The organism is Kribbella sp. NPDC051586 (assembly GCF_044453965.1).
GTDB lineage: Bacteria > Actinomycetota > Actinomycetes > Propionibacteriales > Kribbellaceae > Kribbella.
On sequence record NZ_JBITDF010000002.1, the window covers coordinates 1,242,415 to 1,258,106 of the forward strand.

The 15,692-nt window shown below is 67.7% G+C and carries 13 protein-coding genes; 8 read left to right on the top strand and 5 right to left on the bottom strand.

Features of this window, described 5'->3' with window-relative positions; all coding sequences use genetic code 11:
- Positions 1-22: 22 nt before the first annotated feature.
- The 3 genes from ACIA58_RS16255 to hemW all read right to left on the bottom strand — a co-directional run bounded on the left by ACIA58_RS16255 (position 23) and on the right by hemW (position 5,078).
- Positions 23-1,342: a M60 family metallopeptidase gene (locus tag ACIA58_RS16255; protein ID WP_396404449.1), complete on the bottom strand. Its 1,320-nt coding sequence runs from the start codon at positions 1,340-1,342 to the stop codon at positions 23-25.
- Positions 1,343-1,423: 81 nt separating this feature from the next.
- A complete protein-coding gene (locus ACIA58_RS16260; protein WP_396404450.1) occupies positions 1,424-3,772 on the bottom strand; it encodes a polysaccharide lyase 8 family protein in 2,349 nt (782 codons plus the stop codon).
- 94 nt (positions 3,773-3,866) lie between these two features.
- Positions 3,867-5,078: a radical SAM family heme chaperone HemW gene (gene hemW / locus ACIA58_RS16265; protein WP_396404451.1), complete on the bottom strand. Its 1,212-nt coding sequence runs from the start codon at positions 5,076-5,078 to the stop codon at positions 3,867-3,869.
- A 208-nt stretch (positions 5,079-5,286) separates the two neighbouring features.
- On the opposite strand from hemW, the gene ACIA58_RS16270 reads away from it, so the two are divergent.
- The 4 genes from ACIA58_RS16270 (at position 5,287) to ACIA58_RS16285 (ending at position 9,448) form a co-directional block, all read left to right on the top strand.
- Positions 5,287-7,302 (top strand): DHA2 family efflux MFS transporter permease subunit, encoded by a 2,016-nt coding sequence (locus ACIA58_RS16270; protein WP_396404452.1) that lies wholly within the window; start codon positions 5,287-5,289, stop codon positions 7,300-7,302.
- Between the two features lie 32 nt (positions 7,303-7,334).
- Positions 7,335-8,021: a Crp/Fnr family transcriptional regulator gene (locus tag ACIA58_RS16275; RefSeq protein ID WP_396404453.1), complete on the top strand. Its 687-nt coding sequence runs from the start codon at positions 7,335-7,337 to the stop codon at positions 8,019-8,021.
- Between the two features lie 105 nt (positions 8,022-8,126).
- Positions 8,127-9,023, top strand: a complete 897-nt coding sequence (locus tag ACIA58_RS16280) for an N-acyl homoserine lactonase family protein (protein ID WP_396404454.1) — start codon at positions 8,127-8,129, stop codon at positions 9,021-9,023.
- Positions 9,020-9,448, top strand: coding sequence for an SRPBCC family protein (locus ACIA58_RS16285; RefSeq protein WP_396404455.1), 429 nt, complete (start codon positions 9,020-9,022; stop codon positions 9,446-9,448). The genes ACIA58_RS16280 and ACIA58_RS16285 overlap by 4 nt, the downstream gene beginning before the upstream one ends.
- An 11-nt stretch (positions 9,449-9,459) precedes the next feature.
- Here the strand turns inward: ACIA58_RS16285 and ACIA58_RS16290 are convergent, their stop codons facing one another.
- Positions 9,460-10,227, bottom strand: a complete 768-nt coding sequence (locus tag ACIA58_RS16290) for an META domain-containing protein (protein ID WP_396404456.1) — start codon at positions 10,225-10,227, stop codon at positions 9,460-9,462.
- A 133-nt stretch (positions 10,228-10,360) separates the two neighbouring features.
- Here ACIA58_RS16290 and ACIA58_RS16295 point away from each other — a divergent pair, with 133 nt between their 5' ends.
- The 4 genes from ACIA58_RS16295 to ACIA58_RS16310 are packed head-to-tail and all read left to right on the top strand — an operon-like array spanning position 10,361 to position 13,805.
- Positions 10,361-11,593 (top strand): histidine kinase, encoded by a 1,233-nt coding sequence (locus ACIA58_RS16295; protein ID WP_396404457.1) that lies wholly within the window; start codon positions 10,361-10,363, stop codon positions 11,591-11,593.
- On the top strand, positions 11,584-12,228 hold the full coding sequence (locus ACIA58_RS16300; RefSeq protein WP_396404987.1) for a response regulator: 645 nt from the start codon (positions 11,584-11,586) through the stop codon (positions 12,226-12,228). Before ACIA58_RS16295 ends, ACIA58_RS16300 begins: the two co-directional genes overlap by 10 nt.
- A gap of 17 nt (positions 12,229-12,245) precedes the next feature.
- The gene (locus ACIA58_RS16305; RefSeq protein WP_396404458.1) at positions 12,246-13,121 is read left to right on the top strand and encodes an alpha/beta fold hydrolase; all 876 of its coding nucleotides are present in this window, start codon (positions 12,246-12,248) and stop codon (positions 13,119-13,121) included.
- Positions 13,122-13,124: 3 nt separating this feature from the next.
- Positions 13,125-13,805 (top strand): IMP cyclohydrolase, encoded by a 681-nt coding sequence (locus ACIA58_RS16310; protein ID WP_396404459.1) that lies wholly within the window; start codon positions 13,125-13,127, stop codon positions 13,803-13,805.
- Here ACIA58_RS16310 and ACIA58_RS16315 read toward each other — a convergent pair whose 3' ends face one another.
- Positions 13,806-15,641, bottom strand: a complete 1,836-nt coding sequence (locus tag ACIA58_RS16315) for an AMP-dependent synthetase/ligase (RefSeq protein ID WP_396404460.1) — start codon at positions 15,639-15,641, stop codon at positions 13,806-13,808.
- Between the last annotated feature and the right edge of the window lie 51 nt (positions 15,642-15,692).

The following is a 15,692-nucleotide window of genomic DNA, read 5'->3' on the forward strand; positions in this document are numbered from 1 at the left end:
TCCGGGTGCCCTCAGCCCTGGTTCACTCCCGGATCGTGGTCGGGTCGGTCGGCGGCGGGGTGAGGTCGAGTGCAGTGAGCTGGGCCGTTGCTTCGGCGTCCACGGGTACGCCCCAGGCGCGGAAGAAGTCGCTCAGGTCGTGACCGGCGGTCCGGCTGCACAGTACGACGAGGTTGCGTAGCCGGAGTACCTCGTCGGTGTAGTCGCTCGCGTAGGGGCGTTCCACCCGGACGAGCTTGTGCAGGTCCGGCCAGAACTGGTTGCCGAAGGCAAGCCTCAGCTGCTCGAACATGACCAGCTTCTCGTAGGGGTCGAACGTCGTGCCGTAGTTGACGCCTGGCGAGCGGAGCTTGCCGGGCGCGCTCTGCCACGGGGTGAGACCGGTCTTCGCGTCCGGTGCGTGCAGCCGCGGCTGCTGCCCGTACTTCGTGGCGAAGACCGCGTTGACTGCGAGCGAGTAGATGTTGACCGTCACCTCGGTCAACGAGTTCGGCTTGTACGTGATCTGCTGATGCTGGTGGCCGAGCTCGTGGTAGATGCCCCAGCCGCGCATCTGCAGACCCTCGACGGTCAGCATCCGGTCCTGGATCGGCGGTGGGAACGACATGTGGCCGTGGGTCGCGTACGCGCCGACGCCGGTGATCGCGGACGGGTAGCCGACGAAATGGTACGGGTGCACCAGCCGGGCGTGCACCGGCGCGGACCCGTCGTACCCGCTGGTGCTGTCCTCGATCCGGATGATGTCCTCGTACGTGGAGAGCAGGTCGGTGTGGTTCTCGGTCCGGTAGGTCAGGGCCGAGGCGCGTTCGACGGTGATGATCGCGTGCGGGCCGACGAGTTCGACGTACGGCGTGGTGCGCTCGTCGAGTTGGCGCTGGAAGTCGGCCTCGCCGGTGCAGCCGAGGACGAAGTACGGCATCGGCTGCACCTGGTCGCCGATGCTGACCTTGGCCTGACCGGTGGCGCCGATGAGCTTGAGGTACACGACGCCGCCGCCGGCATCGGTGATCGTGTTGCGTCCGAGCTGGAGCGGGTACTCACGGGACGCTTTGAACTCCGGTCGCGCGTCGGCGTCGGGGGCGCCGATCACGAGGGTGGGAAGCAGACCGTCGTGGACGACCAGGTTGAGAGCGGTTGCTGCGGGCAAGTAGAAGCCGGTCGAGCGGAGCTCGGTAGCGCTGAGTGAGTCCTGGGTGCGGTCGAGCTCGGTGGTGCGTGCCGACGGGAGCGCGCGGATGGTGAACGTGTGGCTGGTCGCGGCCCTGGCCATTGTCGGTACGGCGGCCAGCGCCAAGCCTGCTCCTGCTACTTGAAGGACACGTCGCCTCGTGTACTGCGGCATGATCGAACAACCTCCTGGTTGAACTGCCAGCCACCGGCGACCCGGCCGGCGCGGATTGCCGACCCCGGTTGCTTGCGAAATTCAGTGGAACGACGCGGTGTGCGTCTTGCCGTTGGTGCCGCCAACGGCGATGTCGAGGACCAGCTGTTTGCCGGTCTCGACCACGGTCACGGTGTCGTCCTTCGTGACCACGCTGCGGGTCGGCTTCCTGATCGTCAGCCTGAGGGTCTGCGCGGTCCGACTCGGATCCGACACCGCGACGGTCGTCGTCCGCCCGTCCTTGCCGATCACCACCGATGCCGGCCCATCGCTGGTGATCTCGGCTACCTGGCCGGCTACCCAGAAGTTCGCCAGTGTCAGGCCTTCGGGGTGGGATCGGATCGCCTGGACGTTCGCGGTGTTGGCGAGGACAGTTGTGCCTGGGTCGTGCGCCCGTTCCGCCGTCTGACGACTGGATGCTCCAGGCAACAGGATGTAGGCGTACTCGCCCGTCGCGGTGCCGTGCTCGAGGATCAGCTTCGCGTACCGGCGTGTGTGCGGCGTGGTCGAACCGGCCGTGTCGTTGCCGATGTTGATCTCCGACCACGACCCGGTTCGGTCCTCGAGCTGGGTTGTGAGTCGGCCGCCGCGCGGGAAGATGTAGCCGGCGACGCCGTCCAGGTGCGCCCATCGCGGATCGTCGTACGTGCCTGCCGCTGTGCGACCGTCGACCAGGAGCGCCGCCGTACCGTTCTCGTGCAGGTTGCGGTTCTCGACGACCGTCTCTGCCGGATAGCCGTCGGTGCCGGTGATGCCGGCGCCCAGGGCAACGATCGAGTCGCGTAGGCAGAACCACGACTTCCTTGCCTGCAAGGTCTTGTCGTAGTTGATCAGGTGCATGCCGACCGCGCCGGCGACGTCCTTGTACGACGCTCCGCCGACCCAATCGGCGTACGCGGCAACGGTTCCGGTGCCCGCGCCGGTGCCGCCCGGCTGGCGTGGTTGCGTGCTGACCGTCGTACCTGGCATGCGTTGTGCGTCGACGGTCGGCCAGTACGCGTCGTAGTACTGCGACTGGTCGCCGGTGTAGAGATACGTCATGCCATCGCCGACGTACCAGCCGCGGAGGTTCTCGCCATTGCCCCACTCGTAGCGGGCGATCCGCGTCGACGACATCGCGATGGCGAACGTCCAGCCGGGGCGGCGGTGGACGACGCGGTCCTGGTTGTAGAACTGGAAATGCCGAGGTTGTGCCGGCACCGGGGTGATGGTGGCGTCGGCGAGGAGGGTCTTGGCGCGGGAGATCTCGGGGATCGATGCGCCGGGCAAGTAGTCGTCGAGGCGGTCGCGGGTGATCCAGCCTTTGGCGAGGGCCTTGAAGCGGGAGGCGTACGGCTCGGCGACACCGCCCGCCAGGAGCAGGACGGTCGAGGTGGTGGCGTGACCGTTGCGATGGTCGCCGGCGGCCTCGCGGGAGATCGCGCGGCCCGAGACGCAGTCCATCATCAGGCCGTCGGTCATGAACGGGGCGAAGCTCGCCTCGACCGCGTCCAGCAGTACGGCGCGGTTCGGGTCGGCGATCGCCCAGGTCGAGCCGCCGAGCAGGGCGATCAGGTTCGCGACTCCACCGAGCGCGACGTTGCCGTACGTGCCGACGTACGCGAGGTTGCCGTGCTGGATGAACGAGCCGTCGCGGTAGAAGCCGTCGCCGGTGGTGACGTAGGTGAAGATGCTGTTCTGGCCGGATTCGGCGACGTCGCTGAGTGCGTCGCGCGCGGCCGCGAGCTTGTCGGCGGACTTGCCGACGATGCCGCGGAGGGCGACGATCAGCGACTTGTCGACGCGGTTCGCGCCGGTCTCGCGGAGGGACGGCGAGTTGGTCCGTCGGTTCGGGTCCGGGACGAAGTGGTCGACGGCCTTCAGGTAGGCGGTGAGCTGGCCGGCTTCGAGGGCGTCGTACGCCAGGATGCAGGTGTCGAGGAGGGCACGCGGGGCGCCGATCTCCCAGAACCACCAGTTGCCGGTCTCTTTGAGTGTCTCGTTGTAGGCCGTCGCGTTGAGGAAGTCGAGGGCGCCGCTGAGCTCGGCGGCCCAGTCGGTGGTGCGGGTGGTCGCGCGTGCCAGCGCGATCGTCTTCAGCCGCGTGTAGCTGATCGAGAAGTTCCCGCTGGTCGGGCTCAACGGCAGATCCGGCCAGAGCGCGGTCCGGTCGGGGGTCGTGATCATCGTGCCGGCGTACTGCTGCGCCTGAGCCGTCAGCTTGCCGAGCGCGTCGGCGTACGCCGGGTCGGTGGTGTCGATCGCTCCCCCGGTATTGAGCTCTGCCCAGCGGGCTCGCAGTACGTCGTACTCGTCCTCCGCGAACGCTCGAGTGGGCAGACCTGTCGCAGTCAACGCACCGGCAGCAAGCCCGGCCTGAAGCAACAGCCGACGACGGATGAAGGGCGGCATCGCGACTCCTCGAGAGGTAGTAAACGCTTACCGTAGATCCTGCCGCCTGCTCACAACAGTCGTCAACAGCTCTCTGTGATCACTTCTGATCACTTCAAGGCAAGAGATCCCGAACCACCGCATCAGCCAGCAACCGCCCCCGGTCGGTCAGGACGAGCCGATCACCATCGATCACCGCAAGACCGTCGCCGACCACCTGCTCGACCGCGGCCAGGCCGCCGTCGTCCAGAATCTCCAGCGGCACCCCGGCCTCCAGCCGCACCTCCAGGAGGACTCGCTCTACTCGGCGGGTTTCTTCGTCGAGGGTTTCTCGGGCTTGGGCGGGGCTTTGGTCGGTGTTGAGGCGTTCGGCGTAGGCGGTGGGGTGCTTGACGTTCCACCAGCGGGTGCCGGCCACGTGGCTGTGGGCGCCGGGGCCGATGCCCCACCAGGTGTCGCCGCGCCAGTACAGCTCGTTGTGGCGGCACCGGGCCGCCGTACTGCGGGCCCAGTTGGACACCTCGTACCAGCCGAGGCCCTCGGCCGTCAGCAGCTCGTCGGCCAGCACGTACTTGTCGGCCAGATCGTCGTCGTCCGGCATCGGCAACTCCCCGCGCCGGATCCGCCGCGCCAGCTGCGTCCCGTCCTCGACGATCAACGCGTACGCGCTGACGTGATCGGGCTGAGCGGACAGCGCCGACTCGAGTGAAGCGCGCCAGTCGTCCAGCGACTCCCCCGGCGTCCCGTAGATCAGATCGAGGTTGACGTGCTCGAAGCCGGCCGCGGTCGCCTCTTTGACAGCCTGCAGCGCACGCCCGGGAGTGTGCCGGCGGTCGAGGATCTTCAGCACGTGCGACGACGCGCTCTGCATGCCGAAGCTGACCCGATTGAAACCGACCGCCCGCAGCTCGTCGAGGTAGACGGGGTCGACCGACTCCGGGTTGGCCTCGGTCGTCACCTCCGCGCCGGGCGCCAGCCCGAACTCGTCGCGGACGGCGGCCAGCATCTTCCCGAGATCGGCCGCCGGCAGGAGCGTCGGCGTACCGCCGCCGAAGAAGACGGTGTCGACCGGACGATCGAGATCCCCCAGCACCCGGCGGGCGAGGAGCACCTCACGGACCGCGGTCTCGGCGTACGACGCCTGCGATCCACCGCCGCCGAGCTCGCGCGCGGTGTAGGTGTTGAAGTCGCAGTACCCGCACCGCGATGCACAGAACGGCACGTGCAGGTAGAACCCCAACGGCCGATCGGCGGCTTCGCGTACGGCGGACTCCGGCAGCGCCCCGTCCCGGGGCGCAACCTCCCCCTCGGGCAATGTTGACGGCACCCACCCATCGTACGGACCACCAACACCCAGGTACCGACGGACGGGTAGTGGTGCCTTCCGCCGACCCGTCAGCAGTCATCTCCCGCCTGCCGCCACCCACGCACGCCTACCACTACCCGTCCGTCGGTACCGCCCGCGGTGACCTTTCTTGACCGGATCTCCGTCGTTTCGTGGTCACAGGATGTCCGAAAATAGCTACATTCGGCGTATGGACACCGAGGCTCAGCCGGTCGGACGTCGCACCCGGAACGCGGTCGTGGTCGCGATCATGCTCGGAATGTTGCTCGCGGCCCTGGATCAAACGATCGTCGCAACCGCGCTACCCACCATCGTCAGTGACCTCGGCGGCGCGAACCACCTGTCCTGGGTGGTCACGTCGTACCTGCTCGCCGAGACGATCATGACCGCGCTGATCGGGAAGTTCGGCGACCTGTACGGGCGCAAGCCGATGTTCCTGATCAGCGTCGTGCTCTTCCTCGGCGGCTCGGCCCTGTGCGGGGCTGCCGACTCGATGCTCTGGCTGGTCGGCTCCCGCGCGATCCAGGGCCTCGGCGCCGGCGGGATCATGGTGACCGCGATGGCGGTGATCGCGGACGTCGTACCGCTGAGTGAGCGCGGCAAGTACCAGGGCGTGATGGGCTCGGTCTTCGGCGTCTCGACCGTCGCCGGGCCGCTGCTCGGCGGATTGTTCGTCGACCACCTGAGCTGGCGCTGGGCGTTCTACGTGAACATCCCGCTCGGCATCGTCGTCCTGATCGTCGCCTCGATCACGCTCCCGTCGGTGAAGGCGGCGATCGAGCCGAAGATCGACTATCTCGGCATCCTGTTCATAGGGCTCGCCGCGACCGGGCTGACGCTGGTGACGACATGGGGCGGCAACGAGTACGACTGGACGTCGCCCGTCATCATCTCGATGGCGATCGGCTCCTTGGTTGCCCTGGGCCTCTTTGTCCTGGTCGAACAACGGGCCGCGGAGCCGTTACTGCCGTTGCGCTTGTTCCGGTCGCGGGTGTTCACGGTGTGCGCGGTGATGAGCTTCATCATCGGGTTCGCGATGCTCGGCGGGGTCACGTACCTGCCGACGTACCTGCAGTTCGTGCACGGCGCCTCGGCGACCGAGTCCGGCCTGCAGATGCTGCCTCTGGTCGGCGGTCTGCTGGTCGCGTCGGTCGTGACCGGTCAGACGATCAGCAAGACCGGCCGCTACCGGATCTTCCCGATCATCGGCACGGTCCTGATCGGCGTCGGGCTGTTCCTGCTGTCCCTGCTCGACAACTCCACGTCGTACACCGTGACGGCCGGCTACATGGTCGTACTCGGAGTGGGTGTCGGTCTGTGTATGCCGGTCCCGACGGTCGTCGTCCAGAGCACGGTCGACTACGCGGACCTCGGGGTCGCGACGTCCGGGGTGAGCTTCCTGCGCACGATGGGCAGCTCGTTCGGGGTGGCCGTGTTCGGGTCGATCTACTCCCACCAACTGCCGGTTCACCTGGAGGAAGCCGTCCGGGCCACGGGGGCGGATCCCCGGGTGGTGACGACCGTCGAGGGCGTGCGCAATCTCCCTGAGTCGATGCGGTCGGCGGTGACCGCGGCGTACGCCGACTCCTTGCACACCGTGTTCTTGTGGGCCGTGCCGGTGGCGGCGCTCGGGTTCCTGACCGCGCTGCTGCTGAAGGAAGTCCCGCTCCGCGACAGCGCGCGCATGGCCGCGTCCGATGTCGGCGAGAACTTCGCGGCGCCGTCGTCGTTCGACTCCGAACACGAACTCCAGAAGCTCGCGGCCCTCGTCGTACAGCACCACAAGCGCAACCCAGCGCCTGAGGTCCTCGCCGAGTCCGGGATCCCGCTCAGCAACGCCGAAGCCTGGATGATCATGCGCGTCTTCCGCGGCGGGGCCGAGAAAGGCTCCGCGACCCTGGCCGAGATCACCGGCGACCTCCGCATGCCACCCGGCGCCCTCGAACCCCTCGCCAGCCAGCTGGTTGCCAACGGCTACCTTTCCGAGACCCTCGGGCACTACCGCTTCACCCAACTGGGCATGGAGATGTTCCAGCGCTTCGTCGGCGCCTTCCGCATCTGGATGCTCGACCGCCTCACCGACTGGGACCCCGAGAACTCCGAAGCCTTCTCCCACGCCGTAGACCGAATCGCCGAACAAATGATCGACCAAGGCCAATCCCTTACCACCGGCAAACACGCCGCCGCGCTGGTCGGTACTCAGTAGCTTCGGCGGAGCCGGTGGCCCATGCTTGGGGGGTGGCTGACGGGGACGTGGCGGCGGCTCTGGCCGGCAGCTTCCTCGGAGGGCTGCCGGGTGAGCTGATCGAGCGGTTGCTGGCGACCGGTGATCGGATCGATTACCCCGCCGGCAGCACGCTGTACCGGGAGCGATCCACCCCGCGCGCAGTGCTGGTTGTTCGCGGGTTGCTGCGCGTCTACATGTCCTCGCCGGAAGGACGCCAGGTGACGGTCCGGTACGCGCGGGCTCACGACGTACTCGGGATCGCAGTACTCGTCGCTGGGCCGGCCGATGTCGGCGTACAGACGCTCTCGGAGTGCACGCTCTTCCGGATCGACGCCGGGCTGCTGACGACTGCTGCGCGTACTGACAGCCGGGTCGCGTGGGCGGTGGCGGAGGAGCTCAGCCGCCGGCTGTACGAGAACCTGCAGCAGACCGCGGTCAACGCCTTCGGCACCGTGCGCCAGCGGGTCGCCTCGCACTTGCTGGACCTGGCGTCGACCCAGCAGGGTCCACGTGGCGAACTCGTCGCTCGGGTGTCCCAGCAGGACCTCGCGGATTCCGTCGGATCGGTCCGCGAGGTGGTGGCACGCGTACTGCGGGAGTTCCGGCTGGCCGGGCTGGTCGCCACGTCCGCCGACAAGGTCCACATCCTCGATGCCACCGGTCTCCACGACCAGACCTGGAACCCCGACGATGCGTGACCGCGGTTACTCCCGCGCACTACAAAAGTCACAGACGCGGCCGCCACCCCGGGCCAAGACTGGTGCCCTCGGCCCCGAATCCGTCGGGGCCTGAAGGGAGTTCACGTGTCCACCGAAGCGACTCGATTGCCGGCGCGCACCGGCACCGGCGACCCGGTCAAGGCGGTGTCGGTGATCAGCACCGGCAGCGTCGAGATCCACCCCGAACACGCGTACGGCTCGCGGAAGCCGCTGTACTGGTGGCTGCTCACGTCCCGCCGGTGGCTGCCGGCCCGCCCGATCAACGTGTACGTCATCGAGCACGCGAACGGGCTGGTGTTGTTCGACACCGGCCAGGACCGTGCGTCGGTGACCGATCCGTCGTACTTCCCGGGCGGGTTCAACGGCGTTGTGTACGACCGGTTGGCCAAGTTCCACATTGCTGAGCACGAGACGCTCGACGCACAACTGGGCACGCTCGGGTACTCCACCGCCGACGTCGACAAGGCGGTCATCTCGCACTTGCACCAGGATCACATCGGCGGGATCCCTCAGCTCGGCGGCAGTGAACTGCTGATCACCTCGTCGGAATGGGACCAGCTATCCGGCTTCTCCCCCGAGGCTCGCGGCTTCCTCCGGTCGCACATCGACGTACCCGGCGCGCGCTGGAAGCACGTCGACTTCACCACCGACGTCGATCTCACGCCGTTCCCTCGGGCGTTCGATGTCATGGGCGACGGATCGATCCTCCTGTTCCCGACGCCTGGTCACACACCCGGGTCGATGTCGATGCTCGTACGCCGGCGCGAGCTGCCGCCACTGCTGATGGTCGGCGACCTCACGTACGAGGCCGGCCTGCTCGAACGCCGTCAACTGCCAGGCGTCGGCGACCGGAGCGAGCTCGCCCGTACAACCGACAACGTCCTGGCGCTCGCCGAGCAACTGCCCGGCCTCGTCATCCTCCCCGCCCACGACCCGACCGCGGCCCAGCGCCTGGTCGACAGCTCCCGGCGGCCGCAATGAAATTCACCAACACGATCACCATCGACCGGCCGCCGGCCACGGTCTTCGCCTACCTGCTGAACCTCGAGAACATCCCGCGCTGGAACTACGCCCTCTCCGAAACCCGCCAGCTCACCCCCGGCCCACCCGCCGTCGGCACCCGGTATGTGCAGACCCGCACCATCCCCGTCCACAAAGAAGAATCCCTGGAGATCGTCGAGCTCATCCCTGACCAGAAGCTCACGGTCCAGGGCACCCTCACCTCCTTCCCAGCCGTCCTCAGCTACACCCTCGACGCGGCCGACGGCGGCGCGCTCCTCACCAACACGGTCGACCTCCAGCTGCCGGGACCGCTGAAGCTCTTGACCCCGATCGCCCTCGGCCGCATCAAGTCCGCGGTCGCCGCGAACCTCGCCGTACTGAAGCAACTCCTCGAACAGCCATAGGAAGCGTCGGACTACCAGGCTTTCACTGAGTCTCCTTCAGGGCGTACGGCAATGAGGTTGAAGCCGGTGATCCCGGTCGGGCCGCGAAGTCTCAGACGGTTGGACTCGATGGTGTAGGTGAGCGGGGTGCGGAGAATCTCGAGGACGGCTCGCTCCAGGTCGGCAGCTCGGCCCGTGGGACGGGTAGGAGCAACGACCAGCTCGGTGAGTGTGAGAGTCCGATCCTCGCGGATCACGGTCGCGGTGAATGAGCTACTCCCGGTGGAACCGGTCGCTCGGGTGCCGTTGAGGGTGAGGGTCGCGGCGTCGCCAAGTGTGTAGCGCCAACGCAGATCATCATCGTCGATGAGGATCGACTGGACTGTCCAGTCGGTGCCGTCGAGCGGAAGGTCAGGTTCCGCGAGGCGCCGGTCCAGCAGGACGATCGTCGTACCACCGCTGATCAGCGTGAGAGTGTCGCCGTCGATGGTCCACTCGGGCTGGCGTATCACGAACCCCATCAACCAGTCGTCCTGAGCCTCCAGTTCAGGACCGCATCCCATCTGTGTCTGCACTCCTTCCTCGAACCCAAGTACCCCGTCGTCGAGCCAGACTCCACCGCTCAGCTCGTTGCATCCGGCGCGGACGATCAGTACGCCGTCCTTTCGGATGGTCAACGAAATTCGACTGCCCGGCACCAGCGGCCTGTCGACCCCGTCCTCGGTCACCGCCACGGACAAGTACGTCTTACCGATCGGCGACCCCTCGCCACCGATCAACGGCCCGTACTCGATAGTCATCTTCCGCCCCCTTCACTCCGGATTATCCCGCCGATGACCTCCTCCATCACGGACTCTGGGGTGGGGATAGGTACAGGGTGGTCGGGGAGCCAACCGCAATGGAATGACGGCTGGGAGGCGACAGGCTCGGAGCATGGTGACGGAACTGAGGGCGAGGCTCTTCACGCCGGTGCGGGCGTTGGCGACGATGTTGGTGTCTGTCGCGGGTGTTGTTGCGGCGGTGCTTGTGCTCATCAGCAGCGCGCTGGTGCTGATCGGGATCGGGCGGTACGCCGTGCCGCCTGCGGTCTGGTTCATGCGCCGGGTGGCGGATGCGGCGCGCGGTTTGGTGCGGATGGCCGGTATCGGCGTGAAGCGACCGTACGGGGCTGAGACCGGTGCGATCGCGCTGCTGAAGTCCCGCAGTACCTGGCGAGATGTGCTGTGGGCGTTCGTCGACCCGGTCATCGGGACGTGGGCGACCGCGCTCGCGGTCGCGATGCCGCTGTTCGGGGTGTACGGCGCTATCGTCCAGCCGTTCGTTTGGCGGGCCAACGAACGGGCGGGCGGCGTCAACTCGTTCGGCCCCATCCACGTGACCTCGACCGCGACCGCGCTCGCCGCGATTCCAGTCGGCCTGGCGATGATCGCGGCCGGCCTGTACATCGGGCCGTCGCTGCTCACCCTGCGCGCCAGCTGGTCGGCCGACCTGCTCGGGCCATCGCGGACGGCCGCGCTGGAGGAACGCGTCGAGACCCTGGTCGAGACGCGCGCCGACAGCGCCGGCGCGCAGGCCGCTGAGCTGCGCCGGATCGAACGCGATCTGCACGACGGCGCGCAGGCGCGGCTGGTCGCGCTCGGCATGAGCCTCAGCAACGCCGAGCGTCTGTTCGACGAGGATCCCGAGGCCGCGCGCAACCTGGTGATCGCCGCCCGCGAGGCGTCCTCCAAGGCGCTCGATCAGTTGCGCGATCTGGTCCGCGGCGTACATCCGCCCGTACTCGCGGACCGAGGCCTCGCCGACGCGATCCGCGCGTTGGCCCTGGACTCGCTGCTCGAGGTCGAGGTCACGTCTGACCTGCCCGGCCGTCCGTCGCTGCCAGTCGAGTCCGCGGTGTACTTCGCCGCCAACGAGCTGCTCGCCAACGCCGCCAAGCATGCCCGTAGCGCGACCGCTGTGACGATCTCGCTGCACCACACCAACGGCGCACTGCGCTGCGATGTCACCGACGACGGCCCGGGCGGAGCTGATCCGATGAATGGGACCGGCCTGCGCGGCATCGAGAGTCGGCTCGCGATCTTCGACGGTACGGTCGAGGTCGCCAGTCCTGTCGGCGGTCCGACCCGCGTCCAGCTGGAGGTGCCGTGCGCGATCCGATCCGTGTAGTGGTCGCCGAGGACCTGTTCCTGCTGCGCGACGGGCTCGTCCGGACGCTGACCGACCACGGGTTCACGGTGGTCGCCGCGGTCGACACCGGCCCGTCGTTGCGGAAGGCAATTGTCGATGAACAGCCCGATATCGCGGTGGTCGACGTACGGCTCCCGCCGTCGTTCACGGACGAGGGACTGCAGGTCGCGATCGAGGCGCGACGGCAACGACCCGGCCTCCCGGTGCTCGTGCTGTCGCAGTACGTCGAGCAGTTGTACGCCCGCGAGCTTCTTGCCGATGGCAACGGTTCGGTCGGTTATTTGTTGAAGGACAGGGTTTTCAACACCGACCAGTTCGTCGAGGCCGTGCGGTCGGTGGCCGGCGGCGGTACGGCGATGGATCCGCAGGTCGTCGCCAAGCTGCTCAGCCGAGGCGATGCACGGGGACGTACCGCGGACCTGACTCCGCGCGAACGCGACGTACTGGAACTCATGGCGGCCGGTCGCTCGAACGCCGCGATCGGGCAACAACTGACGCTCTCCGTCAGCGCCGTCACCAAACACATCGCCAGCATCTTCGCCAAGCTCGACCTGCCCGCCTCCGACGACGACAATCGTCGCGTGCTCGCCGTCCTCGCGTACTTGAACCGCTGACCCGTATCCTCGCAGCCATGTTGAGTGACGGAGTGCGGACGATTGCCGCGGGTGGGGTCGATCACTGGGTCCGGGTCGCGGGCGCTGACAACGACGGAGTGCCGCTGGTGCTGGTGCACGGTGGGCCGGGTGAGAGTTCTTACTCGATGGAGCAGTCCGTCGGTGACGAGATCGCCAAGCTCGCTCCGGTCATCTTCTACGACCAGCGTGGGTGCGGGCGGTCGGCGCGTCCGTCCGACACGAGCACGTACACGATCGCCCAGCTTGTTGCCGACTTGGATGAGTTGCGTACGGCGCTGGGCGTCGAGCGGATCGTGCCGTGGGGCGTGTCGTTCGGATGCCTGCTGGCCGCGGAGTACGCCGTTGCTCATAGCAACCATGTGCCCGGTCTGATCCTGCACGCTCCCCCGATCGTCGATCCCCTCCACCCCGGCCTGTGGACGATGCGCCCGGCCGCGGTTGACCCGATCCTCACACCGGACGAGCGCGCCGTCCTTCGCGCTCAACTCGAGCCCGTCACCGACCAGATCGAGCGCACAGTTGCCGCCATCGGCGCGATCGCCCAGAGCGAGAACGCGGCGAACTTCTTCTACTACGACCCGGCCAACATCCCCGCCGACGATCCCGCGACGCCGGAGCCCAACCTGGAAATGGCGATGGCGCTCGTAGGCACCGAACGCCCTGATCTCGCCGACGATCTGGCCGCCGTCGACATCCCCACCCTCATCCTCGCCGCCCTCTGGGACCGCCACGTCGGCTTCGACACTCCCCGCGACCTAGCCACCCGCCTCCCCCAAGCCACCCTCGAGATCTTCACCAAGTCAGCCCACTCCATCGCCGACGAGGAACCAACGAAGTACGTCGAGGTCATCCGCAACTTCCTGGAGCGCTGAGCCGTGCGTTCACTCGGAACCTCGGTCGAGTACCCCGGCCGCGGGCTCGCCATCGGCCGCGACGCCGACGGCGTGCCGTTCTTCACCTACTGGCTGACAGGGCGCTCGCCCGCTTCGCAGTCCCGGGAACTCGTCGTCCATGACGAGGAGATCGTCGTCCGCGACACCTCCGGCGGCCCAGTCGACGACCTCCGCCACTACACCGCCGCCACCCGCGGAGCCGACTGGGTCCTGGTCGGCAACGGCACCCAGGTCGGCGACCTGACCGCCCTCCGCCCGCTGCAGCCCGACCTCCAACTGGCCCTGCGGCACCTCACCTACGAGCCCGACCCACCCATCCGCACCCCACGCATCACAGCCACCGCCACAATCACGGGCCTCGAGCTCACCGAGGTCATGGTCGGTTCCGCTCGCGCGTACGACGGCGCACCCGACCTCACGGTCCACCCGTCCCTCTACGCATCCCAGGTCGCACCCGGCACCGCGCTCACCACAACGACCTACGTCGGCACCGCCGAACAAGTCATCACCAACGGCCACCCGGAGGTCGTCGCCGTTCAATCCACCTGGTCCGACATCACCGATGCCGTCTGGCAGTCGCTACAACCAGCCCTCCGAGTCGCCACCATCACGGTGCGCCTCGACATGCCGACCTTCGCCGAGGTGGTGCTGCAACAGCGCTGACTACTCGTACATCTTGTCGAGGACGGCGGCGTACTCGACCTCGACGTACTTTCGTTTGAGTTTCAGGCTGGGGGTCATTTCGCCGGACTCGACCGTGAGATCTCGGTCGAGGATGGTGAACTTCTTGATGGTTTCCCAGCGGTTGAGTGTCGCGTTGAGCTCGTCGACGTAGCCCTGGACCATCGTGTGCGCCGCGTCGGACGTGACGATCTCGGCGTACGGCTTGCCGCCCAGGCCGTTCGCGGACGCCCAGCCCTCAACGGCATCGGGATCCAGCGTGACCAGCGCTGACACGAAGTTGCGCTTGTTGCCGTGGACGATGAACTGGCTCGCATACGGGCAGATCGTCTTGAAGCGGCCCTCGATCACCTGCGGCGCGACGTACTTCCCGCCCGACGTCTTGAACAGGTCCTTCTTCCGGTCGGTGATAAACAGGAACTCGTCCTCGAAGTGCCCGATGTCCCCGGTGTGGAACCACCCGTCAGCATCCATGACCTCGGCCGTCTGCTCGGGCTGGTTGTGGTACCCGCTCATCACCCCGTCGCCCTTGATCAGGATCTCCCCGTCCTCGGCGATCTTGAACTGCGTCCCGGGGAACGCCGGTCCGACACTGCCGAGCCGGTACTGCGAGGGCCGGTTCAGCGTCGCCCCGGCCGCCGTCTCCGACAGCCCGTACCCCTCCAGGATCAGCAGCCCGGCCGCGTGGAACCACTCGGCCAGCGTCTTGTCCAGCGCCGCCGACCCGGACACGAAGAACCGGATCCGCCCACCGAAGCGCGCGCGGATCTTCGACAGCACCAACCGGTCCGCCGCCGCGAACTGCGCCGCCAGCAGACCGGAAGGCTCCTTGCCCGCCTGCCGAAGCGCAGACACCCGCGCCCCGACCCCGAACGCCCAGTCGAACATCCGTGCCCGCGCCCCGCCCTCGGACTCGATCATCGTCCGGATCCGGGCGTGCGCCTTCTCGAAGATCCGCGGCGCCGCCGCCATGAACGTCGGCTGGACGACGGCCGCGTTGTCGACGATCTTGTCGATCCGCCCGTCCACCGCCGTCGCGAACCCGATCTGGCACTGTACGGCGACCAGGACCTGACCAAAAACGTGCGACAACGGCAGCCACAGGAACTGCAGGTCGTCCGGGGAAAGTACCCGCATCCCCTCGACCGCGGCGCCCTCGTACGTCCACACCGAGTGCGGCAACCGCACGCCCTTCGGACGTCCCGTCGTACCGGACGTGTAGATCAGCGTGCACAGATCGTCCGGCTTGATCCCCGCGAGCCGTTCGTCGACCGCGGACGGGTGCTCGGCCAGCCACTCGTCGCCCAACGCGTCGAGCTCCCCCAACGAGATCACCCAGTCGCCGTCACTCTCCAGCGGCGTACCGTCGATCAGCACGACCTTGCGCAGCGACGGTGTGTCGGACCGGTACTCGCGGAGCTTGTCGACCTGCCCCGCGTCCTCGGCGAACACCAGCTGTACGTCGGCATCCGCCACGATGAATGCCACATCGGACGAGATCGTCGACGGGTAGATCGTGGTCGTCGCGGCGGCCGCGAGTACGGCGGCCAGGTAGCACTCGATCCACTCGATCCGCGTGCTCGACGCGATCCCCACCCGCTGCTCCGGCTCGACGCCGAGCGCGATCAGCCCGGCCGCGCGCCGGCGGGTCAGCTCCTCGGTCTCCCGCCAGCTCACCGACGTCCACTGCTCGCCGCGCGGGAACCGGAACGCCTCCCGCGCCGGGGTCGCCTCGACCCGGTCCAGGAACATCTGGGCCATTGTGTCCTTGCGGTTGCTCAGCAGTGCGAGCTGGCCGGAATCGGCGACAGGCTTCATATGGCCTCCAGTGGGGGTCAAGTAAACCGGACAGTAATAGCTGGCGGCCGA

What these genes read in the sequence shown, in the direction of transcription:
- ACIA58_RS16295 (WP_396404457.1), top strand. Translation starts at nt 10,361, where the DNA reads ATGGTGACGGAACTGAGGGCGAGGCTCTTCACGCCGGTGCGGGCGTTG.
- ACIA58_RS16270 (WP_396404452.1), top strand. Translation starts at nt 5,287, where the DNA reads ATGGACACCGAGGCTCAGCCGGTCGGACGTCGCACCCGGAACGCGGTC.
- ACIA58_RS16255 (WP_396404449.1), bottom strand. Translation starts at nt 1,342, where the DNA reads ATGCCGCAGTACACGAGGCGACGTGTCCTTCAAGTAGCAGGAGCAGGC.
- ACIA58_RS16260 (WP_396404450.1), bottom strand. Translation starts at nt 3,772, where the DNA reads ATGCCGCCCTTCATCCGTCGTCGGCTGTTGCTTCAGGCCGGGCTTGCT.
- ACIA58_RS16285 (WP_396404455.1), top strand. Translation starts at nt 9,020, where the DNA reads ATGAAATTCACCAACACGATCACCATCGACCGGCCGCCGGCCACGGTC.
- ACIA58_RS16305 (WP_396404458.1), top strand. Translation starts at nt 12,246, where the DNA reads ATGTTGAGTGACGGAGTGCGGACGATTGCCGCGGGTGGGGTCGATCAC.
- ACIA58_RS16290 (WP_396404456.1), bottom strand. Translation starts at nt 10,227, where the DNA reads ATGACTATCGAGTACGGGCCGTTGATCGGTGGCGAGGGGTCGCCGATC.
- ACIA58_RS16315 (WP_396404460.1), bottom strand. Translation starts at nt 15,641, where the DNA reads ATGAAGCCTGTCGCCGATTCCGGCCAGCTCGCACTGCTGAGCAACCGC.